The 2,572-nt window shown below is 63.2% G+C and carries 3 protein-coding genes; 1 reads left to right on the forward strand and 2 read right to left on the reverse strand.

The genetic code is table 11. The features are described 5' to 3' along the window. Positions 1-571, forward strand: a 571-nt coding sequence (locus tag Q0S16_RS21375; RefSeq protein ID WP_295852759.1) for a phosphoenolpyruvate carboxylase, incomplete at its 5' end; no start/stop codon positions are given. Positions 572-716: 145 nt separating this feature from the next. Here the strand turns inward: Q0S16_RS21375 and Q0S16_RS21380 are convergent. Both Q0S16_RS21380 and Q0S16_RS21385 read right to left on the reverse strand, forming a co-directional pair. Continuing rightward, positions 717-1,835 (reverse strand): SMP-30/gluconolactonase/LRE family protein, encoded by a 1,119-nt coding sequence (locus tag Q0S16_RS21380; protein WP_295852762.1) that lies wholly within the window; start codon positions 1,833-1,835, stop codon positions 717-719. A gap of 251 nt (positions 1,836-2,086) precedes the next feature. Further along, a partial coding sequence (locus Q0S16_RS21385; RefSeq protein ID WP_295852765.1) for an autotransporter outer membrane beta-barrel domain-containing protein occupies positions 2,087-2,572 on the reverse strand: 486 nt, incomplete at its 5' end.

Raw genomic sequence — 2,572 nt, forward strand, 5'->3', positions numbered from 1 at the left:
GCTCAACATCGGCAGCCGCCCGGCGTCGCGCAAGAAGACCCGCGCCATCGAGGACCTGCGCGCGATTCCCTGGGTATTCTCATGGGCGCAATGCCGGCTGATGCTGCCGGGCTGGTATGGTTTTGGCAGCGCGGTCGAGACCTGGCTGGTTGACCATCCCGACAAGGGCATGCCGTTCCTGCGGCAGATGCACCGCGAATGGCCGTTCTTCCGTATGCTGGCGTCGAACATGGACATGGTGCTGGCGAAAAGCTCGATCGCGATTGCCTCGCGTTATGCCGAACTGGTGCGGGACGAGAAGCTGCGCGAGACGATTTTCGGCCGCATCCGCCGCGAATGGCACTCTTGCATCGAGACGCTGCTCGACATCACGGGCCAGGACCGTCTGCTACAGGGCAACCCGCTGCTGGAGCGCTCGATCCGCAACCGCTTCCCGTATCTCGATCCGCTCAACCACGTGCAGGTCGAACTGTTGAAGGCGCACCGCTCGCACAGCCCCGACGAGCAGGTACTGCGCGGCATCCAACTGACCATCAACGGGATTTCCGCGGGGCTGAGGAATAGCGGGTAGGGCGGCGTTTCCCGGACGCGGTGCGGCATTTCATGCCGCTCCGCGGATCCGGGATCCGGGTCGTTTCGCTAACCGGGGCCCCGGATCTGCGGTGCACCACGCCGCAAGTGCGGCGCAGGGCACCGCGTCCGGGGAACGTGGCACCTCAGCAGAAATGCGCGCCGCGGGTTTCCACATAGACCGCATAGAGCGACTGGCTCGCGGTCATGAACAGCCGGTTGCGCTTCTTGCCGCCGAAGCAGACATTGGCGCAGATTTCCGGCAGCTTGATCTGGCCGATGCGCGCGCCGTCCGGCGCGAAGATGTGGACGCCGTCATAGCCTTCGCCGACCCAGCCGGCACCGACCCACAGATTGCCCTCGGTATCGACCCGCAGCCCGTCCGGAAAGCCGGACTTGCCGTCCAGCGTCATGTCAACCAGCGGCTTGCCGTTGGACAGCTTGGCGCCGTCGATATCGTATTGCCAGACCACGTTCTTTGCATTGGGATAGTGCGAACTGCCGGTGTCACAGACATAAAGCTTCTTGTAGTCGGCGCTGAAGGCGATGCCGTTGGGCTTGAATGGCTCGTCGGCCACCTTGGTGATCTGCCCGGACTGGCCGTCGATGCGGTACACCGCCTCCTTCTGATACGGCGAGTTGGAGCCTGTATTGGTGCGGATGCCCTCGTAAAGGTTGATGGCGCCGTAGCCGGGATCGGTGAACCAGATCGACTTGTCGTTGGGATGCACCACCATGTCGTTGGGGCCATTGAGTTGCTTGTCGCCGGCCTTGTCCGCCAGCACGGTGACGTCGCCATTGTGTTCGAAGCGCACCAGCCGGGTGCGTTCGGCGCTGATCTGCCGGCCTTCGGTATCAAAGCTGTTGCCGTTGCTCTCGTTGGATGGCTTGCGGAACTGGGTCGAGATGTGGCCGTCATCGTCGAGGTAGCGCAGCTGACGATTGTTGGGAATGTCACTCCATACCAGATACTGGCCGGCGGCGTTCCATGCCGGACCCTCGGCCCACAGGCAGCCGGTGTAGAGACGCTCGATCGCGGTGTTGCCGACCTTGGCCTTGAAGCGCTTGGGGTCGATGACGATGATGTCGGGATCGGGGTAGCGCTGCGGCTCGGCGCCGCGGCCGAAATTACGCGCGAACGCATCGGGGGCGGCCAGCGCGGTCGCCAGTGCGGTGGCGCCGCCCAGCAGGCTTCGGCGGTTAAAGCTGTGGGGTTGGGCGAGTTTGGATTGAACAGCCGCGGGCGTCTCGAACGGAGTCGTCATCGTCATCCTCCCGGTTCTGGATTTTTCCAGTTATTGCCCGCATTAAATACCGTTGTTGCATTAGCGCCAGCACTTTCGATGTTGCCGCGCGATGAGGGCGTTGCACAAAAAAATCTGTCATTCCGGGCACGCTTCAGCCGGCGTAGCCGGCCGGAGCGTGAACCCGGAATCTCGAAATGTTCAGCGTGCAACCATCTCCAGGTTCCGGGTTCGCTCGAGCTGCGCTCTCGCGCCCCGAAACGACAATGGGCTCAAAACGAGATTTTAACGCCGCCATTGCCGTAGAAATCGTTGCCGCCGGATCGCCCCAGCGTTTGTGATGCGTTGATCATCACCGCGACGTTGCCCGAGACGGGGGCCACGACGCCGCCGGCGATGCGGCCGAACAGGCGTTGCGAATTGCCGGGAATCGACCAGTTGTTGATGATCAGTGGCGCCGAGGTGGCGTCGAACTGGATGTTGCGGCTGTTGCCGAGCAAGTCATCTTCCAGCGTCAGGTTGAGATAGGGATTGATGGTCCGATCATTGACGACGAAGGCGCGGCGAAACTGCGCGCCGATACTGCCGACCAGCGTTTCGGCGGTCTGTGAGCCGACCGCGAGCGTCAGAACCGGATCGCCGGTTTCGCTATAGCCGTCGATCCGCGCCCGTGCGTAGGTCAGGCCGCCGACCGGGCCGACCTGGCCGCCCCACACGTCGAACAGGTAGCCGGCCTTGCCCGCGGCGACGAAGCTCAT

The sequence above is a fragment of the Tardiphaga sp. genome, assembly GCF_025356345.1.
In the GTDB taxonomy this organism is placed as follows: Bacteria; Pseudomonadota; Alphaproteobacteria; order Rhizobiales; family Xanthobacteraceae; genus Tardiphaga.

Coding starts and splice junctions, on each gene's coding strand:
- Q0S16_RS21380 (WP_295852762.1), bottom strand. CDS start 1,835: ATGACGACTCCGTTCGAGACGCCCGCGGCTGTTCAATCCAAACTCGCC.